Origin of the sequence: Lentzea aerocolonigenes, assembly GCF_000974445.1 — a bacterium.
Classification (GTDB): Bacteria; Actinomycetota; Actinomycetes; order Mycobacteriales; family Pseudonocardiaceae; genus Lentzea; species Lentzea aerocolonigenes.
Genome location: NZ_BBOJ01000017.1, coordinates 125,607 through 148,904, shown reverse-complemented (window position 1 = coordinate 148,904; position 23,298 = coordinate 125,607). Strand labels below are relative to the sequence as shown.

General features: G+C 67.7%; 18 protein-coding genes. 11 read left to right on the top strand and 7 right to left on the bottom strand.

The genetic code is table 11. The features are described from left to right. Nucleotides 1-8: 8 nt before the first annotated feature. Nucleotides 9-6,158 carry a PA14 domain-containing protein gene (locus tag AOM45_RS31035; RefSeq protein WP_201780094.1) on the top strand — a complete coding sequence of 2,050 codons (6,150 nt, stop codon included), beginning with the start codon at nt 9-11 and terminating at the stop codon, nt 6,156-6,158. Nucleotides 6,159-6,239: 81 nt separating this feature from the next. Next, on the top strand, nt 6,240-6,995 hold the full coding sequence (locus AOM45_RS31030) for a hypothetical protein (protein ID WP_030466616.1): 756 nt from the start codon (nt 6,240-6,242) through the stop codon (nt 6,993-6,995). A 186-nt stretch (nt 6,996-7,181) separates the two neighbouring features. Here AOM45_RS31030 and AOM45_RS31025 read toward each other — a convergent pair whose 3' ends face one another. The 5 genes from AOM45_RS31025 to AOM45_RS31010 form a co-directional block, all read right to left on the bottom strand. Beyond that, nucleotides 7,182-7,667 (bottom strand): mycothiol transferase, encoded by a 486-nt coding sequence (locus AOM45_RS31025; protein WP_030466615.1) that lies wholly within the window; start codon nt 7,665-7,667, stop codon nt 7,182-7,184. Beyond that, nucleotides 7,664-7,834, bottom strand: a complete 171-nt coding sequence (locus tag AOM45_RS49980) for a DUF397 domain-containing protein (protein ID WP_081901970.1) — start codon at nt 7,832-7,834, stop codon at nt 7,664-7,666. The genes AOM45_RS31025 and AOM45_RS49980 overlap by 4 nt, the downstream gene beginning before the upstream one ends. A 13-nt stretch (nt 7,835-7,847) precedes the next feature. Then, nucleotides 7,848-8,681 (bottom strand): helix-turn-helix domain-containing protein, encoded by an 834-nt coding sequence (locus AOM45_RS31020; protein ID WP_081901969.1) that lies wholly within the window; start codon nt 8,679-8,681, stop codon nt 7,848-7,850. A 112-nt stretch (nt 8,682-8,793) separates the two neighbouring features. Beyond that, nucleotides 8,794-10,173: a glycosyltransferase family 39 protein gene (locus tag AOM45_RS31015; RefSeq protein WP_030466613.1), complete on the bottom strand. Its 1,380-nt coding sequence runs from the start codon at nt 10,171-10,173 to the stop codon at nt 8,794-8,796. Nucleotides 10,174-10,189: 16 nt separating this feature from the next. Next, nucleotides 10,190-11,788: a thiamine pyrophosphate-binding protein gene (locus AOM45_RS31010; RefSeq protein WP_030466612.1), complete on the bottom strand. Its 1,599-nt coding sequence runs from the start codon at nt 11,786-11,788 to the stop codon at nt 10,190-10,192. Nucleotides 11,789-12,332: 544 nt separating this feature from the next. On the opposite strand from AOM45_RS31010, the gene AOM45_RS31005 reads away from it, so the two are divergent. The 4 genes from AOM45_RS31005 to AOM45_RS30990 all read left to right on the top strand — a co-directional run bounded on the left by AOM45_RS31005 (nt 12,333) and on the right by AOM45_RS30990 (nt 14,957). Continuing rightward, complete coding sequence (locus AOM45_RS31005) at nt 12,333-12,689, top strand: PLDc N-terminal domain-containing protein (protein ID WP_030466611.1); 357 nt, start codon at nt 12,333-12,335, stop codon at nt 12,687-12,689. Beyond that, nucleotides 12,686-13,288 (top strand): hypothetical protein, encoded by a 603-nt coding sequence (locus AOM45_RS31000; protein ID WP_051783011.1) that lies wholly within the window; start codon nt 12,686-12,688, stop codon nt 13,286-13,288. Before AOM45_RS31005 ends, AOM45_RS31000 begins: the two co-directional genes overlap by 4 nt. Before the next feature lie 196 nt (nt 13,289-13,484). Next, nucleotides 13,485-14,303 carry a hypothetical protein gene (locus tag AOM45_RS30995; protein WP_051783010.1) on the top strand — a complete coding sequence of 273 codons (819 nt, stop codon included), beginning with the start codon at nt 13,485-13,487 and terminating at the stop codon, nt 14,301-14,303. Nucleotides 14,304-14,345: 42 nt separating this feature from the next. Then, on the top strand, nt 14,346-14,957 hold the full coding sequence (locus tag AOM45_RS30990) for an ANTAR domain-containing response regulator (RefSeq protein WP_030466608.1): 612 nt from the start codon (nt 14,346-14,348) through the stop codon (nt 14,955-14,957). Here AOM45_RS30990 and AOM45_RS30985 read toward each other — a convergent pair. Next, nucleotides 14,938-16,575: a hypothetical protein gene (locus tag AOM45_RS30985; RefSeq protein WP_156093703.1), complete on the bottom strand. Its 1,638-nt coding sequence runs from the start codon at nt 16,573-16,575 to the stop codon at nt 14,938-14,940. The two genes, AOM45_RS30990 and AOM45_RS30985, sit on opposite strands and share 20 nt — an antisense overlap. A gap of 225 nt (nt 16,576-16,800) precedes the next feature. Between AOM45_RS30985 and AOM45_RS30980 the strand changes: the two genes are divergently transcribed. From AOM45_RS30980 to AOM45_RS30960, 5 genes are all read left to right on the top strand, one after another. Then, nucleotides 16,801-18,027 carry a branched-chain amino acid ABC transporter substrate-binding protein gene (locus tag AOM45_RS30980; RefSeq protein WP_030466606.1) on the top strand — a complete coding sequence of 409 codons (1,227 nt, stop codon included), beginning with the start codon at nt 16,801-16,803 and terminating at the stop codon, nt 18,025-18,027. Nucleotides 18,028-18,106: 79 nt separating this feature from the next. Continuing rightward, on the top strand, nt 18,107-19,021 hold the full coding sequence (locus AOM45_RS30975; RefSeq protein WP_030466605.1) for a branched-chain amino acid ABC transporter permease: 915 nt from the start codon (nt 18,107-18,109) through the stop codon (nt 19,019-19,021). Continuing rightward, nucleotides 19,018-20,754: a branched-chain amino acid ABC transporter permease gene (locus AOM45_RS30970; RefSeq protein ID WP_081901968.1), complete on the top strand. Its 1,737-nt coding sequence runs from the start codon at nt 19,018-19,020 to the stop codon at nt 20,752-20,754. The genes AOM45_RS30975 and AOM45_RS30970 overlap by 4 nt, the downstream gene beginning before the upstream one ends. Beyond that, entirely contained in the window at nt 20,751-21,572 is an 822-nt protein-coding gene (locus AOM45_RS30965) for an ABC transporter ATP-binding protein (protein ID WP_030466603.1), read from the top strand. The genes AOM45_RS30970 and AOM45_RS30965 overlap by 4 nt, the downstream gene beginning before the upstream one ends. Beyond that, the gene (locus AOM45_RS30960) at nt 21,569-22,285 is read left to right on the top strand and encodes an ABC transporter ATP-binding protein (RefSeq protein ID WP_030466602.1); all 717 of its coding nucleotides are present in this window, start codon (nt 21,569-21,571) and stop codon (nt 22,283-22,285) included. Before AOM45_RS30965 ends, AOM45_RS30960 begins: the two co-directional genes overlap by 4 nt. A gap of 58 nt (nt 22,286-22,343) precedes the next feature. Here AOM45_RS30960 and AOM45_RS30955 read toward each other — a convergent pair whose 3' ends face one another. After that, entirely contained in the window at nt 22,344-23,231 is an 888-nt protein-coding gene (locus AOM45_RS30955) for an SDR family NAD(P)-dependent oxidoreductase (protein ID WP_030466601.1), read from the bottom strand. Between the last annotated feature and the right edge of the window lie 67 nt (nt 23,232-23,298).

The window sequence follows — 23,298 nt, the reverse complement described above, 5'->3', positions numbered from 1 at the left end:
TACACCTGATGACGCGTCGCGATGCGGCGCGATCTTCCCGTGCTCGAAGAGCGCGGGGGATCGCTGCTGCCCTCGTAGCATCTCTGACGATCTCACTGGCGCAGGCACCCGCGCTCGCGGCGCCTCCGCCGAAGTCCACCGCGGTCGATCCGACCGCTCTCCCGGTGCTCAAGGGTGCTGAGGTCAAGCAACCGCCGATCCAGCCGGCCGATCCGAAGGCGGACTTCACGCCGCTGATGGGCACCGGCAAGAGCAGCTTCGACCCGCAGCGGTCCAAAGTGGTCTCCAGCTCGGCGTTCGTCGACGAGTACGAGAACCCGGACGGCACACGGACGATCAAGCAGTCGACCGAGCCCCGCAACGTCAAGGACGCGCTCGGCAACTGGCGCCCGGTCGACACGACCCTCGTCGCGGACACCCCGACTCGCCGCGTGAAGGCGAAGTCGCACCCGCTCAAGCCCACGCTCGGTGGCGTGGCGGACGACCCGTCGCTGGTCACCGTCGAGGTCGACGGCCACAGGGTCACGCTGGCTCCGGAGCAGAAGCCGGCCAAGGACCGCAAGGTCAAGGTGACCGAGAAGACGGCGGAGTACTCCGACGTCACGCCGGACACCGACCTCACCTACGAGGTCACGCCGGGCTCCCTCAAGGAGACGATCAAGCTCAAGAAGGCGCCGTCCACCAACCAGTGGCGGTTCACCCTCAAGACCGGCGACCTCACCCCGGTGGTGACCGGGCAGCAGACGGTCGAGCTGCGGGACGCGAGCGGTGCCCCGAAGATCGTCATGCCGCCGATCGTCACGTGGGACTCGGCCGGTGACGGTGAAACGAAGCCGCCGGCCACGACCGGAGGTACGTACACCGTCGAGAAGTCCGGACAGGACTGGGTGCTCACCGTCGCGGTGGACGCGGCCTGGCTGAAGGACGCCAAGCGCGTCTACCCGGTCAGTGTCGACCCGACGTTCACCTACGGAGTTGCCTACTCGGAGTCGTACAAGTCCGACGGCTACTGGTGCAGCAACTGCAACGTCCAGTTCGGCAACGTCCTGGACAACGGCGACAAGTACTGGCGTTCCGCGATCCGGTTCAACTACGAGAACCTGTACGGCAAGCGGATCGTCGGCGCGAAGCTGGACCTGCAGAACCAGCGGTCGCCGTTGGCCCCGGACAAGACCTGGCCGGCGAACCTGTACCACGCGTCGGCCATGGACTTCAGCGGTCTCGGTGGGCATCTGGCGAGCGGCCTGGTGGGGCAGGTGGGCACGCTGACCGGCGACAGCCTGGTGAGTTTCCTGCAGCACATCGCCGACATCAGGCACATGGCGACCTTCATGGTCACCGGCCACGAGGCTCCCGGTGTGTGGACCTACAAGTACGCCACCGCCACGCTGACGGTCGACACGGGTTCCGCGCCACCTGCGCCGACCCTGGTCGGTCCTGCCGACCACGGCGTGATCACCAACACGACGCCGACCCTCGAGGTCAGCCCCGTCAGCGACCCGGACGGCGAGCAGGTGAGGTACTGCTTCACCGTCGCGACCGGCGCGGACGCGAAGTCCGGTGTCGTGGTGGACTCCGGCTGCCTCGACACTCCGAAGTGGACTGTTCCGTCCGGCGTGCTGCAGGACGGTGTCGCCTACACCTGGCAGGCGAAGGCTGTCAGCGGTGCCACGTCGAGGATCCCGAGTGCGGTGTTCCACCTGAAGGTCGATCAGCGCATCGGCAACAGGGGACCGGCTCCGGACGACACCACGGGGCCGATCTCGGTGAACCTGGCCAACGGCAACGTGACCACGTCCATCAAGTCACCGACGTTCAACACGGTCGGTGGCGAAGCGGGTCTGTCGATGACCTACAACTCGCAGCAGCAGGAGCAGAAGGGCCTGCGGGCGTCGTACTTCCCGGACCTGTCCCACAACGGTGAGATCAGCCCGCAGCAGGAGCCGGTGCTGGTGCGCACCGAGCCGCAGGTGAACGTGGACTGGGGCGACACGTCGCCGTTCGCGCCCGCACTGCCGAAGGACTGGTTCGTCGCGCGCTGGGAGGGCTACTTCCAGGCACCGGCCACCGGCACCTACCAGTTCGCCGGTGTGCACGACGACCGCCTGCGCGTGTGGATCAACGGCAACTCGGTCTACGACCAGGGCTGCTGCAGTGACGTCAACTGGGGTGTCGCCAAGGAGGTGCAGCTCTCCGCCGGTCAGCGCGTGCCGATCAAGGTCGAACTGGCCGAGGTCAGTGGCGCGGCGTACCTGCGCCTGTTCACCCGCACGACCGACGGCACCACTGTGCCGGCGCAGATCGTTCCCGCTGACTGGCTGCACTCGTCCGACCTGCCCGCACTGCCGAAGGGCTGGATGCTGAGCGCCGACCTCGACGGCACGGGCTCGACGTTCACGGAGGCGAAGGTCACCGACCAGAACGTTGTGCTGACCGACGCGTCCGGTGCCAAGCACACCTGGACGAAGAAGTCGACCGGTGGCTACACCCCGCCGGACGGCGAGGTGGGCATCTTGGCGTTGGACACGGCAGGGCGCATCACGCTGACCTACGGCACCGATGTGTACGTGTTCAACTCGGCGGGCAAGCTGGAGTCGCAGTCGAGCGCTGTCGACACCCGCAAGCCGGCCGCGTTGCAGTACGTCTACGACGGTTCGCCGTCGCGGTTGAAGGAGATCAAGGACCCGGTCTCGGGTCGTTCGCACAAGCTGCACTACAACCGGCCGGGCGACGACTGCTACGCGGGCGCCACGCCTCCGCCGGACGCGGAACGTCTGCCTCCGTCGCAGATGTTGTGCCGCATCGAGTACTGGGACGGCACCCAGACGAAGCTGTTCTACTACCGCGGAAACCTCGTGGCAGTGGAGGACCCGGGTCGTGAGATGACCCAGTTCAGCTTCACGTCCAACGGCCTGCTCGACGGCATGCGGGACAGCCGCGCCGCCGACTGGGTCTCGCAGGACCACGCGAACCGGAACACCGACGCGGCGAATTACATCGTCCACTACTACGACCACACGGCTACCAAGCCGGTGGTGCGGACGATCTACCAGCCGTACACGACGCACGGCGAGGAACGGGGCTACCACTCGTACCGGTACGACACCGGCGCGAAGACGTCCTATGTGGACATCGCGGGGCTCAACCCGATCATCGGGTTCTCGCGCAAGGTGGTCTACGACGACGCCTTCCGGTTGTTGTCCAGCACGGACGCCACCGGCAAGACGACGTCGCAGACGTGGAGCGTCAAGGATCAGCTGCTGACCTCGACGGACGCCGCCGGCCGCGTGTCGACCACGTTGTACGACGCGCAGGACCGCCCGACCGACAACTTCGGTCCTGGCCCGGCGTCGTGCTTCAACGGCCAGCAGCTCAAGGCGGAGTGCGCCTCCACGGTTCCGCACACGAAGACCGCCTTCGACGAGGGCCTCGACGGCCTCGCGGTGTCGTTCTACGACAACAAGGACATGGTCGGCGCACCGAAGGTGTTCCAGACCGGTCTGGCCGCGGACGGAACGTTCGCCCGCAACTGGGGCGAAGGCGCGCCGGTCACCGGCATCCCGGCGGAGAACTTCTCCCTCCGGGCGACCGGCGACATCGTGTTCCCCGAGGCGGGCAACTACAAGCTCCGCGTCGTGGCCGACGACGGCGTCCGGGTCTGGATCGACGACGCGAGCGTCATCGACGACTGGATCGACACCGGCGCGAAGTGGCGTGAGGCGACGGTCAACAGCCCGTCGGCGGGCGCCACGAAGAAGATCCGGATCGAGTACTACGACCTGGTCAGCCTGGCACAGCTCGAGCTGCACTGGACCACCCCCGGTGGCACCCAGCAGGTCGTGCCCGCGGCGAGCCTGAAGCCGAGGTACGGCCACACCACGTCCACCACCAAGGGCGAGTCGCTCGGTCTGCAGCCGCAGGTCTCGTCCAGCAAGTTCGGCGAGAACGGGCTCGACGCCGCCTACGGTCTGGTCACCACCACGACTCAGAAGGGTCAGTCGGTCAAGACCACGTACGAGGCCGAGGGCACGGGCTACCTCCGCAAGATCGCGGAGACCTCGCCTACGGGCGCTCAGACGACCTTCGTCTACTACGGCGACCGGGAGACGCGGGACAACCCCTGCACCCCTGAGGTGGAGGCGATCAACCAGGGCGGGCTCGCCAAGCTCACCAGGTCCCCCGCCCCGTCGACCGGTGCGGTGCGTGAGGACGAGCAGATCTTCGACGCGTCGGGTCGCGTGGTGGCCCAGGGCACCGCGGGCAAGTGGACGTGCACCACGTATGACGACCGTGACCGGGTTGTCCAGGTCAAGCACCCCGCGAACGCTGCGGCGGGCGAGCGTGTCGTCACCACGAACCACGCGGTGAACGGCGATCCGCTCGTGTCGAGCGTGACGGACCACAACGGCACCGTCACCACGAAGGTCGACATGATCGGTCGCACGGTCGAATACACCGACGTCCACGGCGTTCGCACGGAGAGCAAGTACGACCGTGCGGGACGCTTGGCGTCGCAGAAGGTCAACCCGCCGCTCGACCCGGCGCAGACCGTCGTCAACACGTACGACGACGCGGACAGGCTCCTGACCGTGTCGCTCGACGGCTCCCTGCTGGCCACGTCGACCTACGACGCGGCGGGTGATCTGAAGTCGGTGGCCTACGCCAACGGTGCCTCGTTGGCCGCGATCGGCAAGGACGGTCCTGGTCAGATCACGTCGCTCACCTGGAAGACCAAACAGGGCGCCGAGATCCCGACGACCGTGACGCGCACCCGTGCAGGCACGATCGTCGACGAGACGCTCAACGGCTACGACGCCGGACCCGGTGGTCACAACTACATCTACGACTCGGCCGGAAGGCTCACCAAGGCCGCGGTCAACGGGCACGTCTACACCTACGACTTCACGTCCGAGGTGCAAGGGTGTCCTGCCGGTTCGGTCGGCAACGCCGGTCTGAACACCAACCGGGTCAAACTGATCGACGAGACAGCCGCCGGTGCGCAGACCACGAACTACTGCTACGACGGTGCCGACCGGCTGCTGGCCACCACCGGCGCGAACGCGGTGTCCGGCATCAAGTACGACGACAGCGGCAACACGACCGAGTACACGGCCAACGGTTCCACCACGCACCTCTCGTGGGACACGGCGGGCCGCAACATCAGCGCTCGTTCGGTTGGCGCGGACCCCGCCGCTGTCGCGTACCAGCGCGACGCCGGCGACCGGATCGTGCGCCGGAGCGCGGAACAGGGCGACGACCAGAAGGTCGTGCTGTACGCCCACACCGCGGACGGTGACACCGCCGACCTCGTGCTCGGTGAGGACAAGAAGCTGTTGGCCCGCTCGATCACGCTGGCCGGTGGCGTGCTGCTGACGATCAGCGGCGACACCCGCTCCTACGACCACCCGTCGGTGCGCGGTGACATCGTCCTCACCACGGACGGGGCGGGCGGTCAGGTCGGCCAGTTGCGGCACTACACGCCGTTCGGCGAGCCGATCGCCAGTGACGGCAAGATCGACACAGATGCCGTGCCGAACAACCAGCCCGGTCAGCTGGACTACGGCTGGCTGGGACAGCACCAGCGTCCGTACGAACACGCCGGCGCCTTGTCGCTCGTGCAGATGGGTGCCCGTCCGTACAGCCCGCTGCTCGGCCGGTTCCTGTCCGTCGATCCGGTCGAGGGCGGTTCCGCCAACGACTACGACTACGTCAACGGCGATCCGGTCAATGCCAACGACCTCGACGGCAAGTGCCCACCGTGTCTCTTCCTCGCGGTGGCAGGGCTTCGCGTCGGCCTGCCGATCCTCGCCCGCTTCGCGGTCCGGCAGGGCGTGAAGTGGGGCGTCAAGTGGGCTCCCCGGATCTGGGGCGGCATGAAGTGGACCGGTCGCAAGGTCGTCGCGGCCGGCAGCTGGATCCGGACCACGGCACCGAAGGTCGTGACCCGGGCCAAGGGCATCTTCAAGAGCGCGAAGGAACGCTTCCAGGCGAGTAAGGCGGGGAGGCTCTACAACAACATCAAGCACCACCCGCGTGTGCAGAGATGTAAAGCGAACATGACAGTGATCAAGGAAAACACCCTGGGGGTAGTCAACTCCCCCTACATCAGGGCGGCCATGTCCGGCTTCGGATGTGCGATGGGATTCTTCGCACGATGATCGGCCAGGAACAGGCTCTCAGGGCGGGACGCTGCGAGGCGTCCCGCCCCTTCGCTTCGCTTGTTGTGGAGTAGCGCATTGATGAACATCGAGACCGCCCTTTCTGAAGTACTGGTGCAGAGTTCACCGGACCGCGGAAAGAGCATCCGTGCTCTGATCGAGTCTGACGACGTGGACGTCGACGCTCGCATCGAGGCTCTGCTCGAGGAACACAGCCGATCGATGGCGGTGGCGCCGGTCCTGTGCCGCATCCTTGCGGAGCGCCGTCCAGACCGCGATCCGTCGTACGTGCTGGAGTTCTTCGGCAAGGGACGCAAAGGGGATTCCGCTGACTGGGCGATGCGAGGCAATCCCTATCGGAGCTCGGTGATGTGCGCCTACGGAATTCCCCGGCTCAGGCAGCTGAAGCCGGTCGAACACCTGTCCCGCGACGTGAAACACCTGTGGTCTCACCGTCGGGGTGTAGCGGTGGCCGGGCTGGGCGACACGGCCGATCCCGCGGCGGCGCAACTCGTCGCCACCAGGCTGACGGATCGGAATCCGAAGATCCGCGTGGCGGCAGCCGCCGCGGTCCGCCGGCTGGCCAGGGACGGAGCTCTGACTCGCGAGGCAGAGGATCTGGTCGGCGATGGACTCGTTCAGTGTTTGTCGCACGGAGATGAAGCGGTGGTGCGCAACGCCGCCTCGGCCTTGTCCGTGCCGACGTTGCACGAGCGTCTGGTCCACACGCGACAGAAGGGCGGTCTTTCGCCGACAGCGGAAGCTGCGGTCGACGACGTGCTGGCAGGCAAGGTCGTCGCGCTGATCCCGCTGTGGCCGGGCGAGGCCACCCGCTGACGCGAGCAAGGACCCTGTCGAGCAGAAGCCCGTGGACGGCTCGCAGTCCGAGGCGCTCACGGAGGCCGCCGTGGACCACGAGGTCTGGCGCGTCCGCGGCGTTCCGGTCCGGCTCGAACTCAACGGGAACGGTGGGTCGCGGCCGCCAGGGCCGTCACCGGGCGGGACCCGGTGCGGCTGTAGGCGTCATTCGCCGGTCTGACCGTCCGCGAGCTCGCGGAGCAGATCCAGATGGCCCACGTGGCGCGCGGTTTCCTGCGTCACGTGGGCCAGGATCCACCGCACGGTGCGCGTGTCGTCCGCCGCGGTGTCGTCGGGGTCGCGGCGCGCGAGAGCCTCGGCGTTCGCCCATTCCGTTCGGTAGGCCCGGATCAGCGATTCGGGCGTGTCGTCGTCGGTGAGGTCCCACGACGGATCCGGGTCGCCCTGCCACAACGACGGCAGGTCGAGGCCCGCGCCCGCGATGCACAGCCAGTACCGTTCCACGGCCACGAGGTGCTTGAGCACGCCGAGCGCGGTGAGCTTCGGAGAGGTGGCGATCGGGGCGGCCGCGGCCTGGTCGCGGGTCAGGCCTTCGACCTTCATCACGGCGGTCTTGCGCAGGAAGTCCAGGAACTCCCAGGCGAGTACGCCTTCGTCCTTCGCGAGCTTGGTGGGCCAGGTTCGGGTCACCGCGTGAGTTTGTCAGCCTTGGTGGCGTTGAGGAACGCGAGCCACGCGGTCGTTCCGATCGCGAGGTGGGAGGCGGGTGCCTTGGTGTCGCGCACGCCGACGCCGCGGCCGATCTCCACGCAGTCCGTGCCGTTGACGCTATAGGTGCTCTTTCGCCACTCGGTCATCTGCCGTGTCCCCTCACGAAGTGATGCGTTCGATCAGCTCCTTGGATTGTTCCGCATCCAACGCGGCCTCGTCGAGTGAGCTCAGAATCTTCATGTAGGCCTTGGCGGAGCTCTTGTCGTCCAAGAACACCGCGTGGTTCTCCGCGTCGATGAACACGACCGGTTCCAGCTTGTCGAACTTCATGAGGGTGAACGACCCTGCCAGACCTGCATGCGCTCCGGTCGACGTGCGCAGGATTCGGTAGGTGACGTACGAGCGGGCTCCCATGGTTATGAGGTGGTGCAGCTGATCGGACATGACCTCGGTGCTACCAACCGGGAGGCGCAGTGCCTGCTCATGGATGTAGAACGTCATGCCGCATCGGCGCTTGATGAGTTGTTGTTGGCGTGCAACCCGACCTGCGACGCGATCGTCTGCTTCCTCTTGGGGGGTGTTCGGATTGCTCGCGATCAGCGCGCGGAAGTAGTCAGGCAACTGGAGCGGTCCGGGAACGAGGTTCATGCTCCAGCAGATGATCTCGGTCGCGACGGCTTCGTGTTCGCCCAGTGTGCGGGGAAGGATCGGCTGCCTTTCGCCGTGTATCTGGAGCCAGCCTGAACGGGTCGTTTCGTGGAACAGCGCCACCAGGTGGTCGGCCTCGTCCAACGGCGTCCGGCACAGGCCGAGCAGGCGCTGGACATCGCCCTCGGTCACGCCTCCCTTGCCGTTCAGCATGTCGGACAGCTTCGCGGGATCCCAGCCGAGGATCTCGCAGGCGCCACGTCCGGTCAGGCCCGCCTTGCGGAGGGCTTCGCGCACGCCCGCGCCAAACTCCCGCCCACGTACCGTGGAGTCTCTCTTCGGCATGAAATGAAGCTAGAGCCAAACATCGAGTGATTCCAACAGGTTCGGCCAAATTCAGCCGAAGGGGCGTCGGTGTTGGAGGACTTCCAATGTCCTATGTGGTCAGTAGTGGTTCTTAGTAGTAGTGGCGCAGCCTCGGCCAGATTTCTTCCCATGTACCGCTTGGCGCCGTGCACGACCATATCTCCGTGCCGTCTTCTTCGTTCTCGATGACGTTGTGGTGCTGTGCAACGCGCTTGCACCCGTCGAACGGCAACGTGCCGAAGCCGACGAGCAACACGTTCTTGTCGGACGTCTGTGGTGGTCCCCAGTCGTAGAAGGACATGTGGCCGGAGTACACGGGGATCTGCGTGTAGGCCGAGATCGCGCCGGCCTGGCCGTAGTTGCGGGTGATCACGACCGGGCGGCCGTTCTCCTGCCACGCCTTCTCCACGGTGCCGGCGAGCTCGGGCCAGCCGACCTGTTCCCCTTGCTCGGGATTGATGGCGATGACCGGTGCCAGTGCGCTCGCGGGCAGGATCGGCAGCGAGCCGATCAACGCCGGCACGACGCTCAGCGCCACGAGCACGCCGCCGATCGCCTTGCGGCGCACGAGCCATTCCTGGGTCTGGCGGGCACCGGCGGCCACCAGCACGAGCAGGAGCGGCACCGCGTAGTAGGGCTTGCCGCCCGTCGCCAGGCACAGCGCGCACAGCAGGGGGTAGGCGAGGGCCAGCGCGCGGAACGTCCTGTCGCGCCACAGGTTCCGGAAGCCGGTCACCCACACCGGCACCAGCAACGGCGAGAGCATGAGGAGCTGCATGGGGATGAACATGATGCGGTTCTCGGTGCCGTCGTCCGCGCTGATGCCGCGGGCCACCGTGAGCAACGGGAAGTCGTGCGTCGCCTGCCAGATCACCACCGGTGCGGCGATCACCAGGCTCAGGGCGGCGCCGGCGGGCAGCCACCACGTGCGCAGGACGTCGCGCGGCCCGACCGCGAGCAGGGCGATCGCCATGGCCGCCAACAACAACAGCAGCAGCCACTTGTTGGCCAGGCCCACGCCTACCGTCGCGCCCAGGGCCAGCCACCAGCGGCCGTCCCTCGTCTTGAGCAGCCTGACCGCGAAGTAGCCGATGAGGACCCAGATCAGCAGGTCGACGGTGGCGGTGGACAGCATGTGGCTCACGGCGAGCACGAAGGTCGACGTCGCCGACGCGGCGGCCGCGAGGACTTCACCACCGCCCAGTTCCCGGGCGGTCAGAGCGACCACGACGGTGATGGCCAGCGCCAGGAGGGTCGCGACCACGCGGAGGCCGACCGGGGTCTCGCCGAACAGCGACGTGCTCAGCCGGGCGAGGATCGGTGTGATCGGCGGCTGGTCCACGTAACCCCACGCGGGGTGCTTTCCGGCCGCGATGAAGTACAGCTCGTCACGGTGGAAGCCGTACCGTCCCGACAACGCGGTCAGCACCACCGCCTGCACGGCGAGCACGATCCCCAGCCCACGTCTCATGGGCGGAAGGTACCGATCAGGCCGATGATCGCGTGGTGTTTTTGCGGTACCAGCGGGGTGAGGTGTTGATCGGCGGCTCGAGGCTCGCGTTGACCACGATCATGGCGGGTCCCGCGACGTCGTCCAGCGCGTCCCGCAGTCCGTCGAAGCCTTCGAGGGTGACGGCCGGGATGCCGAAGCTCTCGGCGAGCTTGGCGAAGTCCGGCCGCGTGAGGTCCACTCCGCTGATGGTGTGGTTCGCGACCTGCTGGTCGTAGCGCAGCATCCCGTAGCCGCCGTCGTCCACGAGCACGATCGTGAGCGGCAGGTTCTCCTGGCTGAGCGTCGCGAGGTCTCCGCACGCGAACAGGAAACCGCCGTCGCCCACCACGGCGATCGTCCGGTGCTCGACGGCCGCGCCGATCGCCGCCGGGAACCCGAACCCCAGCGTGCCCCAGCCGACCGGGTACGCGAGACCGCGTTCCCTGGTGACGTGGTGGAAGCCGCCGATCCAGTAGCCGGGGATGCACATGTCGGCGACGATCGTGGCGTCGGTGCCTTCGAGTGCCCGCAACAGCTTCACGGCCTCGGGGGAGTCTGCTTCCGCCAGCGCCCGCACCTCGGCGTTGACCGCGCCGACGTCGACGGCGGCGTCCTTCTCGCCGACCACCGCCACGAGCGCGGCGGTGACGGCGGCCGCGTCGCCTTCTACCGTGACGTCCGCGGGGTAGTTCTTGTTCGCGTCGGCCTTGTCGACGTTGACGGCCAGCAGGGCGCGTGGCGCGGGCTGCAACCAGTTCTGCGTCATCATGCCGTCGAAGTCCGTGCCGATCGCGATCACGAGGTCGGCGGAGTCCCAGAGCTTCCCGACGGGCGGGGCGTGCACCGGCCCCCGCACGACGAAACGGCTGTCGGTCAATCCGCGCCCGCCGTAGGTGGTGATGATCGGCGCACTCAACTTGTCCGCCAACGCGCCAACGGCGGCACCGGCTCCTGACCGCGCCGCGCCGCCGCCGGCCCAGATCAGCGGCCTCGACGCCCGAGTGATCAGCTCGACCGCTTCCGCGAGGTCCCCGACGACGTGAGCCTGTTCGTTCTTCGACGGGATGTGGCGCGGAACCTCGGCGGAGAGGAAGTCCGTCGGCACGCCGAGGTAGACGGGCCCGTGCGGGCTCTGCAGGGCCTGCTGGACCGCCTTGTCCGCGTACGCGCCCAGCTCCTGCGCGGAGGGCACGTCGAACGACGCCTTGGTGACCGGCCCGAACATCGCGCGCTGGTCCCGCGTCTCGTGCAGCACGCCCCGGTAGACCCCCGGCTGCCGCAACGTGCTGGGGACGTCCGTGGCGATCACCAGCACCGGGCTGCCCGACGCCCACGCCTCACCGGTGGCACCGAGCGTGTTCGCCGCACCGGGCCCCGTCGTCACGACCGCGACGCCGAGCTTGCCCGTGGCTCGTGCGTAGCCGTCCGCCGCGTAGACCGCCGTCTGCTCGTGACGCACGCCGATCATGCGGATGCCGGGATGCTGCTGCAGGGCCTCCCAGACGGCGAGGTTGTGCACGCCGGGCAGGCCGAACACCACCTCCACGCCGTGTGCGGCAAGCACTTCCAGCAGACCCTCTGCACCCCTTGGCATGCGCCGACGCTAAGGCGTGCTTACGGCGACGGCAACGGCCCTCCAGCAGGTCTGGTGCTGAGCCTCACGTGCGCCACGGCTCGTGTGAACGTTCCGGTACTCGGGTCGGAACGACGTGGCGGAAAGTGCCGGGTGTTCGATCGGAATCGAGGAAGTGGAATCCGGGGGACCGCGGCGGCGTGCGGCGAATTCGACCTCGCCTCCGCACGGTTTCACCCTCTGGGGTGAATTGATTGCGCGAGTCAGCCCACACGGGCGTACCTGTTCAGCCGAGTATGTGAACGTTCACGTTTCGGTTGGTGCACCCCTCTGGCTAGGTCAATTCCACGTCGTGTATCACTACGTCAGCAGGCAGACCGGGTGGTCGGTCCGCTCGCGGAAAAGCTAGCCGGAAACAGGGAATTCAACACGAATCAACAAGTCTTGTTTCCTGTGGATTTACAACTGTGTGAATTGCTCTGCAGATGATTGAGGGATGAACCATGTTCACGGCGCGGCCCCTTGTGCCACGATGTGCGCGACCGCACGACCTGGGGGGTTGGAGATGCTGTACTTCGGTGGGCTGTTCGGAGTGGTGATGTTGTGCCTGACGATCTTCGCAGTCGTGGACGTGATCACGACCGACGAAGGTTCCGTGCGCAACCTGCCGAAGTTGTTGTGGCTTCTCCTGGTCTTGCTGTTCCCGTTGGTCGGCTCGATCGCGTGGTTCGTGGCGGGTCGTCCGGTGGTGGGGACCGGACGTGCGCGCCTCGGTGTATTCGAACGTGATGCATCTGCTTTTCCCGAGTACAACCGGCCGGGGCGGTTCGCGGCCACCAATCCTGACGACGACGAGGAGTTCCTGCGCCGCTGTCGTGAGCGCGCGGAGGAACAACGACGCAAGGGACGCGAGAACCAGTGAGGATAGTCCTGCTGTTCTTAGTTGTTCTGCTCGCCGGCTGCGGCGGCAACGCCGAGATGGGGGCCCCACCCACCGCACCGCAAACGTCCACTTCGGACAAACTGGCGCCGGGTGAGTTCCAGGCGCGCTGGTGGACGTGGGCTTCCCAACCCGCGAACACCAACCCCGTCTCCGACACCTCCGGGCGGTTCTGCATGCGGGACCAGCCCGTCGAGGTCTGGCTGCTCGCCGGTTCCCTCGGTGACGGGCCGGTGGAGCGGCAGTGCCGGGTCCCCGCCTCCAAACCGCTGCTCGCCCCCGTCGTGAACCTCGCGAGCGACGTCGCCGGCTGCGAGAGGTTCATGAAGAGCGCCCAGGGCGAGGTGCTGCTGGACGGCTCCACGCAGGCGCTGACGAGGGTGTCGGCCACGCCGTTCACCTACGAGGCGCGCGCGGGCAACCCGTTCGGCAACCAGGTCGGCAGGATCAACTCGGTCGGCTGCGGGCTGTACGCGTGGATCAACCCGCCCGCGTCCGGCGAGCACGAGCTGCACATCCGCGGTTCGGCCGACGGCAAGGACATCGACGTGAAGTACAAGCTGATCGTGGGCGCCGACTAAAACCGGGTGCGCGGTTCGGTAACGTGGTCAGCGGCGTCCGAGCAGACGTGAGGCTGGAGCCGCTCCCCGGCAGTGAGCGGCACTCTCCGCCGCAGTGTTCAGGAACTCCTGCTCACCGAAGCGAACCGACCACGTAGACGCGTGCACATGCGTCCTTGTCGTGCCGAGCCGGGCGGCGGAAACGAGGACTGCTGTCATGGCACGTCTGTCCACCACGGACCAGCTCGCCGATCTGCGGCGCATCTACACGGGCGAGAACCTGTCCCAGGCGGTCCCGGCCGTCCGCGGCGGGGAACCTCTGCCCGACGCGACGACCGAGGCTCAGCGGCAGCTGGAGGCCAAGGTCCTGGTCGCGGCGTGCACCGCGGCCGGCGTGCTCCAGCTGATGCCGCCCGCGAGCATCATCAGGCCCGCCCACGCGTTCCGGACCGTGGAACCGGGGGAGACCCTCAAGCTGCACCTGACCGGCAGGGCGCTCGGCCCGCTGCTGTTCGAGCTGCTGCCGCGCACCGAGGCCGGGTACGGCCTGGGCGTCGCGGGTCTGACGCACCGGCAGTACCGGCGGTCGGCCGAGCTGACCACCGGTGATGCCGGCGTCGTCCTCGTCGGGGTCGACGAACGGGCGTGGGACCTCGGCCTGCGGTACGTGCGCTGGATGCACGACTTCCGCGGCGTCGAGTACACCGACGGCGGTGGGGACGATGCGCCGATGGCCGAAGCGGCCACTGGGAGCGCTCTCCTCCGCCGGGTACACCTGTGGCATGAAGCGAGCTGGCTGCGAGCACTTCCCCTGGGCGAGACGTGGTTCGTCGAGTGGGCCGGAGGTCCTGCCGAGGCGGAGATCCGCGACCGGCTCGGTCACCGGGACTTCGGCACCACCCGCGAGATCACGTTCCGCCGCATCGACGCACCCGCCGAGGACGTCGAGGAGGGCATGCGGACCTATCCGTGGCCCGAGGAGTTCGTGTCTGCCGTCACGGCTGCTGAGCCTGATCAGCGGCCGGACCGCCGGTAGACTGCGCTTTCGCCCGCAGGAACGATCGTCAGGAGGACCCCGGTGACCCAGCAGGCTGCCGAGGCCCAAGCCGAAGCCACGCGCAAGGCCCCGCGCGTCCTCGTCGCCGAGGACGAGGCGCTGATCCGTCTCGACCTCGTCGAGATGCTGCGCGAAGAGGGCTACGACGTGGCGGGTGAGGCCGCAGATGGTGAAGAGGCCATCAAGCTCGCGACCGAGCTCAACCCCGACCTGGTGATCCTCGACGTGAAGATGCCCAAGGTCGACGGGATCGAGGCGGCGCAGCACATCGCGGGCAACCGCATCGCACCGGTCGTCATCCTCACCGCGTTCAGCCAGCGCGACCTGGTCGAACGCGCCCGTGACGCGGGTGCGATGGCCTACCTGGTCAAGCCGTTCGCCAAGCGGGACCTGGTGCCCGCGATCGAGTTGGCGATCAGCCGGTTCAACGAACTGGCCGCGCTCGAGCAGGAGGTCGCCGGGCTCACCGAGCGCCTGGAGACGCGCAAGGTCGTGGAACGTGCCAAGGGCATTCTCATGACCAAGCAGGGACTGAGCGAGCCGGAGGCGTTCCGGTGGGTGCAGCGCACCGCGATGGACCGCCGCACCACGATGAAGGCCGTCGCGGAAGCCGTCATCGAGAACTTCGGCTGAGCTCGAGCCACACGGAGTCCGTCTGCCGCCCCGGATCCTCGGGGCGCAGGCGGACTTCGACGTTGTGGCTGCCCTTGAGGGAGATGAGCAACTCGTGCCTGCCGCCGACGCCGCCGGGCATCGGCACGGTCGCCACGTGACCGCTGTCGATGTACACCTCGAAGCCCGCCACGGGCGCCACTGATCGCACGGAGGCGGCGTCGAGGGTGATCACCAGCATCGCCTCGTTCGGGGTCACAGCGGCGAACTCAGCCGTCATGACGGGCAGGACGGGCGCCGGCTCGTCCGGGGCGTTCGGCAGCTTCACCGGCGACGGCCCCGGCACCTCCAGGTAGCTCTCCAGCACCTGGGCCTGCGACGCGCCGGGCATCCGCAGCACGAACGGCGTCAGCGCGTCCGGTCCCTCCGCCGCGAGCAGCTCGGCCGGCACGTCGCCGGCCACGGTCAGCTCGCCGTCCTCCGCCGCCGCCCAGCCGTCCACGACCGGCCGCATCGGCAGCCGCGCCGAACCGAGCTGCGCGACCAGGCCGTTCAGGTCGCCGCCGTCGCCGATGCGGACCGTGGCCCGCAATCGCGCTGAGGGGACCCCACGCAACGGTGCGCGCGCTGTGCCTATGCCCGGTGCCTCCTCGTCGGGCTCCAGCACCCGCAACGTCCCCGCGATGACCTGCGTTTCGGTCACCTCGTCCGGCGGTGGGAGCGAACTGCTGAAGCCGATCGCGTCGATCACCACCCGTCCCGGATAGCTCGGTGGGGGAGCCACACCGATCAGGACGCTGGCCTCACGCCACCGGGGAACGACAGCCGACGTGGCGATTTGCGCACCGTCTTGCAGAACGCGCACACCGTCGCGTGTGAGTACTACTTCGAATCGATGCAGAACGCCCGCACCGCGTGTGCCCGGCGAAACTGAATCGTCCACCACCACGCGCACAGCATCGGCGGGAGGAATGGGCCCGACGCGATCCGGCGTGCCAGGAACCAGGTCCAGCACGAGCTTTCCGTGCGGTCCGGCAGCGTCCGTCACGACAGCCACTCGGCCCAGTTCGTTTGCGTCGTTCAGCCGAAGAAGCGGCCGCGCGCGCAACACCGCCGTGTCGTTGCCGCACGGCATGTCGATCACCAGGCGGCTGGAGGAGCCCGAGCCGGGGTTGACACAGCCGCGCCGGCCGCTGAGGTGGTAGCGGCGCTCCAGGAACGTGCTGTCGAAGTCGTCCAGCCACCCGGTGTACGCCCGGCGCCAGGAGTCGTCGCCGGGTCGTTCCTCGGCCCTGACCGGCAACGACCGCTGACCGAACGCGTCCACGGCACGCACGTCGGGACGTCCTGAACCCGAGACCTCAGGCGATGCGACGACCCTGCCGTCGACCTCGTACCCGGCCGCCCCGGCCACGGGGGTCCATTGGACCCTGCCGTCGCTGCTCCAAGCGGAGGACGGCGACTCCGGCGCGGCCGGTCGAATCGGCAACGTGACGGATTCCGCGGCGTACTGTGTCAGTCGAACGGGTTCTGAGCTGGGCTTTTTCGGCGTGTCGTCGGCCTGTCGGAGCACCAGCACCGCCGCGACGAGCACGGCGGCCGCACCCACCACTGCGATCACTCGACGACGCGGAGTCATAGGTCGAGGTTATGACAGGCGTCGAAAGAGTGAACGCGGGTTACGTTATGTAACTTTCCCTAAGTAAAACATAACGCCGCGTTGCGTTATGGTCACGAGCCCATTGGCACAGATGACTGGGGTCACAGTCATCGCCTAGGTTCCGGCCATCCCTCAGGAGAGGGTGATGGAGCGGTGCGCGGAGAACTCGCGTCGCCGGGAGCAGGGATATAGGAGGGACATCACGTGCGTCAGCACTCTGTGAAGTCCGCAGCGATTGTCGGCGCAGCGCTGCTCGTTCTCGCAGCCTGCGGCTCGAACAAGACCGAGGGCGGCGGCAACAACGGGGGCAGCTGCGACACGTCGAAGGGCACTCTGACCGTCGGTGTTGTCGCCCCGTTGTCCGGGAACCTGTCCGCTCTCGGCATCGGCATCAAGCAGTCCGCCGAGCTCGCCGTGGACGAGGCGAACCAGAAGTGCACGGTCAAGGGCTACAAGCTGACCGTGTCCGCCCAGGACGACGAGGCCAACCCCGCCAAGGGTGCCCAGGCGGCCACCAAGCTGTCGACCGACCCGAACGTCGTCGGTGTCGTCGGCACGCTGAACTCGTCGGTCGCCCAGACGGTGCAGCCGATCCTGCGGGACAAGAAGATCCCCCAGGTGTCGCCCGCCAACACCAACCCGACGCTGACCAGGGGCAACGACTTCCTGACCGCCCCGAAGCGTCAGTTCGACAACTACTTCCGCGTCTGCGCCACCGACGACCTGCAGGGCCCGTACGCGGCCAACTACCTCGTCGAGAAGGCCGGCAAGAAGAAGATCGCCATCATCACCGACGGCAAGACCTACGGTGCGGGCCTCGCGGCCGAGCTGTCGAAGCAGGTTGCCAAGAAGGGCGGCCAGATCGTCGGCCAGGAGACCGTCGGCGAGAAGGACACCGACTTCTCCGGTGTCATCGCCAAGGTCAAGGCGCTCGCCCCGGACGCCGTCTACTACGGCGGTGAGTACCCGGCCGCCGGTCCGCTGTCCAAGCAGATGGCCAGCGCGGGCCTGAACGTTCCGCTGATGGGCGGCGACGGCATCTTCGACGGCAAGTTCATCGAGCTCGGCGGCAAGGAGGGCGACCTCGCCACCTCCGTCGGCGCGCCGACCGAGTCCCTGGCCACGGCCAAGGCGTTCGTCGACGCGTACAAGAAGAAGTTCGGCAAGGAGGACTACGCCGCCTACGGTGCGTTCTCCTACGACGCCGCGAACGCGATCATCGGCGCGCTGGCCAAGACGATCGACGGTGCCGCGTGGGACGAGTCGAAGCGCGACTCGATGCTGACCAACGTCGGTTCCTACAGCGGTTCGGGCGCCACCGGTGAGGTCAAGTTCGACCAGTACGGCGACAGCACGAACAAGGTGCTGACCGTCTACTCGGTCACCTCTGGCAAGTGGAAGGACGTTCAGACCGGCGAGTTCACCGGCTGATCGGCTACCTGGTCATCTGATTGAAGCCACGGCGGGGGCGGGCGTTGTTTGCTCGCCCCCGTCGTTTACGGAGGTAGTCGTGTCAGTCCTGCTCCAACAGCTGGCCAACGGGGTGATCCAGGGCGCTTTGATCGCCCTGATCGCTCTCGGGTACACCATGGTGTACGGCATCATCCAGCTGATCAACTTCGCCCACGGCGAGGTTTTCATGGTGGCCTCGTACGGAGGCCTCGCCACGTTCACGCTTCTTCCTGACGACCTCAAGAAGTCGCCTGCCGTGGCCCTGCCGCTCATGTTCGTCGGCGGCATCGTGGTGGCGGTCCTCGTCGCCGTGATCATGGAACGGTTCGCCTACCGGCCGCTGCGCAACGCGCCCCGGCTGGCCCCGCTGATCACAGCGCTCGGCGTGTCCGTGTTCCTGCAGGAAGCCGTGCGCGTGTGGTACCCCAACGCCACGTCGAACCTGCCCTACCCGAAGGTCTTCCCGGAGGGCAGCCTGTCGCTCGGCTCGGTCAACATCGCGTGGACCGGTGTGTTGCTCGTCGGACTGTCGGTCGGCCTCTCGGTCATCCTGCAGACCTACATCAACAAGTCGCGGATGGGACGGGCGATGCGCGCGACCGCGCAGGACCCCGACACCGCGAAGCTGATGGGCGTCAACCCCGACCGCGTGATCGTGCTGACGTTCATCTTCGGTGCCGTGCTCGCGGGTGTCGCGGGCGTCATGTTCGGCGGGTACCTGAACAACATCAACATCGACATGGGCTTCCAGAACGGCATCTTCGCCTTCACGGCGGCCGTCCTGGGCGGCGTCGGCAGCATCCGCGGCGCGGTCATCGGCGCGTTCATCATCGGTCTGATCAAGACCCTGGCCGGTCAGTACATGCCGGGCGGCACCCAGTACGACTACGTGTGGATCTTCGTCGTGCTGATCCTCGTGCTCGTCTTCCGCCCGCAGGGTCTGTTCGGTGAGCCGGAAAGGGTGCGCGCATGAGCACGAGCACTGTGTCCACTCCCGACACGACGACTCCCGTGGAGAAGCGTTCCGCCCTCGCGCCGCTGGGCAAGCCGTTCGCGGCCGCCGGTGGTGTCCTGGGCATCGTCGCGGCCCTGCTGCCGTGGGTCACGTTCACCCTCAACGACGGCAACTGGCCGGACAAGTCGACGCTGCAGTTCTTCGACGCGCCGTTCGCCGTCACCGGCTTCCGGTGGCACGTTCTGCTGCTCGGTGTCCTCATCCTGGTCGCGGCGTTCGCGCCGACTCCGTCCAAGGGCAGGGTCGTCCGTGCGCTCGGCTGGGGTCTCACCCTCGTGTCGTTCGTGAACGCCGCGTACATCACGGTCAAGGGCGGTGGCCTCGGTGCCATCACGGCCCTCGACGGTGTCACCGCGTTCGGCAGCATCGTCGGTCTCGTGGCCGGTGTGCTGGCGATCCTGGCGGGGTACGGCATCGGCATCGAGCCGGTGGGCGAGTGGAAGTTCAAGGTCTCCACGCCGGTCGCGTACCTGGTGCTGCTGGTGTCGTTCGCGGCGGTGCTCTACGCCGTCGCCGCGATGCTGACCACCGGTGGTGTCGGTACCTCGAACCCGTACTCGGGCGCGATCTTCCTGTCGTTCCTCGGGTTCGCCGCCGGTGTGCTCGGCGCGCTGAGCGGCGTCGGGTTCATCCGCTGGCTGTCGGCCCTGTCCGAGCAGCACCGCGTGTTCAGCGTGATCGTGCTGGCGGCGTGCGCGCTGCTGCTGCCGTTCACCGACGCCGGCAACGAGTACTGGATGACGGTCGCGGCGAACATCGGCATCTACGCCGCCACCGCGATCGGCCTGAACATCGTCGTCGGTCTCGCGGGTCTGCTCGACCTCGGATACGTCGCGTTCATGGGCATCGGTGCCCTCGTGGCAGCGAACTTCTCCGGTGCCGCCACGGCGCACTTCGGCATCACCCTGCCGTTCCCGGTCGCCGCGGTCGCCGCAGCGATCGTGGCCGGCATCTTCGGCGCCATCGTCGGTTCGCCGACGCTGCGGGTCCGTGGTGACTACCTGGCGATCGTGACGCTCGCGTTCGGTGAGATCTTCACCCGCTCCGCGCAGAACAACATCGGTGGCATCACCAACGGCTCCAACGCCATCCCGGGCATCCCGCCGCTGTCGCTGTTCGGCAACGAGTTCAACAAGTCGATCACCCTCGGCGCGGTGAAGCTGCCCGCCGGTGTCCTCTACTACATCCTCATCGTGCTGCTCGTCGCGGCGACGATGGCGGTGTTCGCGAACCTCAAGTTCAGCCGCATCGGCCGCGCTTGGATCGCGATCCGCGAGGACGAGGACGCGGCCCGCGCGATGGGCATCCGCACCGGCAAGATGAAGATCCTCGCGTTCCTCATCGGTGCCACGCTCGCGGGCCTCGCGGGCGCGGTGTTCGCGCACAAGAACGGCACGGTCTCGTACGAGTCGTTCAAGTTCCTCGAGTCGGTCACGCTGCTCGCCGCGGTCATCCTCGGCGGCATGGGCTCGATCCCGGGCGCCGTGCTCGGTGCGGCACTGCTGTTCGTGCTGCCCGAGAAGCTGCGCGACTTCGAGGACTACCGCCTGATGATCTTCGGCCTCGCGCTGATCCTGATCATGCGGTTCCGGCCGGTCGGCCTGATCCCCGATGCGCACAGGCGCGCTGAGATGATCGAGCGCGCCGATGAGAACGCCGAAGAGGCGCACGTGGAGGCGAAGAAGGCATGAGCACGCCGGTTTTGGAGGCGCGTGACGTCTCGATGGTCTTCGGTGGCCTCAAGGCGTTGAAGGGCGTCACGCTGACGCTCGACGAAGGCAAGATCGTCGGCCTGATCGGCCCGAACGGCGCGGGGAAGACCACGTTCTTCAACTGCCTCACGGGTCTGTACACGCCGACCACGGGCCAGGTGCTGCTCAAGGGCAACGTCCTGCCCGGCGACCCGGCCCAGGTGACGGACGCGGGCGTGGCCCGCACGTTCCAGAACATCCGGCTGTTCCCCAGCATGACCGTGCTGGAGAACGTCATGGTCGGCCGGCACGTGCGGATGAAGCAGGGCCCGCTGGCCTCGCTGTTCCACGGCCCCGCCTACCACCGCGGTGAGAAGGCGGCCAGGGAACGCTCGCGGGAGCTGCTCGCGTTCGTCGGCCTGAACAACCTGGACGACGAGCTCTCGCGCAACCTCCCGTACGGCGACCAGCGCCGTCTGGAGATCGCGCGCGCGTTGGCGACGGACCCGGCGGTGCTGCTGCTGGACGAGCCCACGGCGGGTATGAACCCGCAGGAGACGGAAGCGACGCAGCAGCTGATCTTCCGCATCCGCGAGACGGGTGTGTCCGTCGTCGTCATCGAGCACGACATCAAGTTCATCTTCGGGCTGTGCGACTCGGTTTCCGTGCTCGTGCAGGGCGAGCTGCTCGTCGAAGGCAGCCCCGAGGTCGTGCGGGCGGACCCGCGGGTGGTCGAGGCCTACCTCGGCAAGCCGCCGGAGGAAGTCCAGCACGACGTCGAGGCCGCCGCTGCTTCTGCTGAGGAGGAGCAGGCATGACCGCGCTGCTCGAAGTCCGCAACCTCTCGGTCGCCTACGGCGCCATCGAGGCCGTCCGCGACATCTCGTTCACCGTCGAGGCCGGCCAGATCGTGTCGCTGATCGGCTCGAACGGTGCGGGCAAGACCACGACCCTGCGCACCATCTCGGGTCTGCTGCGGCCGGCGTCGGGCGAGATCCTGTTCCAGGGCAAGCCGATCCACAACGACCCGGCGCACGCGATCCTCGGTGAGGGCATCGCCCACTGCCCCGAGGGCCGCCGGCTCTTCCCGCGGATGACCGTGGAGGAGAACCTGCAGCTCGGTGCGTACGTCCGCAAGGACGACGGCGTGCTGGCCGACATGGACCGCGTGTACGAGCTGTTCCCCGTCCTCGGGGAGCGGCGGCACAACAAGGCCGGGCTCTTCTCCGGTGGTGAGCAGCAGATGCTGGCCATCGGTCGCGCGATGATGTCCAAGCCCCGCCTGCTGATGCTCGACGAGCCCTCGATGGGTCTCTCGCCGATCATGACGCAGCGGATCTTCGACACCATCAAGGAGCTGCAGTCGCTCGGCACCACCATCCTCCTGGTGGAGCAGAACGCCTTGGCCGCGCTGGCCTTGTCCGACCACGGTTACGTGATCGACCTCGGCAAGACCACTCTGGACGGTCCGGGGCGTGAGCTGCTGGCCGACCAGCGGGTGCGCGACGCGTACCTGGGTGAGGCGCACTAGCCACGAGCAAGTGACGAAGGGAGCTTTCCTCCACGTGAGGGGAGCTCCCTTCGTCGTTTCAGACGGGGAACTTCACGCCGGTGAGGTCCTCGGACACGGTCCACAACCGCTGCTGCACGGCCAGGTCGTAGGAGTCCGGGCTGGACGCGACGACCTGCGGGTGCCCGCGGTACTGGCCCATCCCGTCGGGGCCGTAGAACTGACCGCCGAGAACCGCGGGGTCGACGGCCGCGCGCAGGGTCGGGAGCGCGCCCATGCTCGCCTTCTGCGTCACCAGGGGAGCGAGCAGGGGGTTGAGCGCGCGCACCGCCGCGGGTGCGTTGCGGACGAGTTCGGTGTCGGACACGCCGGGGTGTGCCGCCACGGCGATCGTGGTGCCGTGCTGGGCCAGCCGGCGTTGCAGCTCGTACGTGAACATCAGGTTCGCCAGCTTCGATTGCCCGTACGCGGCGACCCGGCTGTAGGACCGCTCCCACTGCAGGTCGTCGAAGTGGATGGCGGCGCGGATGCGGTGGGCGACGCTGCTGACCGTCACGACGCGCGAGTCCGGCCGCAGCAGGTCGAGCACCAGGCCGGTGAAGGCGAAGTGGCCGAGGTGGTTGGTGCCGAACTGCAGCTCGAACCCGTCGGCGGTGGTCTGCCGCGGCGTGTACATCACACCGGCGTTGTTGATCAGCAGGTCGATTCCCGCGTGCGTCTCGCGCAGACCGGCGGCAGCGGCGCGGACCGACTCCAGCGACGACAGGTCCAGCTGCCGCACCGTGACGTCGCCGGTCATGCGCGCGGCCGCCTGCTCGCCCTTCTCCACGTCGCGTACGGCGAGCACGACCGACGCCCCGTGCTCGGCGAGGGCACGCGCGGTTTCGTAGCCCAGACCGGTGTTCGCACCGGTCACGACGGCGACGCGGCCGCTCTGGTCGGGGATGTCGCGCTCGGTCCAGTTCATGTCGGCTCCTTGTAGACCGTCGGTCTCTTATTTCCGACCGTAAGAGACCGCCGGTCTGCTGTCAAGA